Below are 206 nucleotides of genomic sequence, written 5' to 3'. Positions count from 1 at the left end.
TCCTCTGAACTGGACAGTGAGTTCGTTATTGCTGGAATAAGTGAAGAGGAAGAACGGTTAACCGAGACAAAAGTTGAAGATTCCTCTGAACTGGACAGTGAGTTCGTTATTGCTGGAATAAGTGAAGAGGAAGAACGGTTAACCGAGACAAAAGTTGAAGATTCCTCTGAACTGGACAGTGAGTTCGTTATTGCTGGAATAAGTGA

At 42.2% G+C, this 206-nt stretch carries 1 protein-coding gene; it reads left to right on the top strand.

From position 1 onward, the window contains the following. Positions 1 to 206, top strand: a 206-nt coding sequence (locus KJS69_RS29490; protein WP_213587803.1) for a hypothetical protein, incomplete at both ends; no start/stop codon positions are given.

The organism is Paenibacillus sp. J2TS4, assembly GCF_018403245.1.
Taxonomy (GTDB): Bacteria; Bacillota; Bacilli; order Paenibacillales; family NBRC-103111; genus Paenibacillus_L.
The sequence above is the reverse complement of the archived record's forward strand: the minus strand, read 5'-3'. Positions and strand labels throughout refer to the sequence as shown.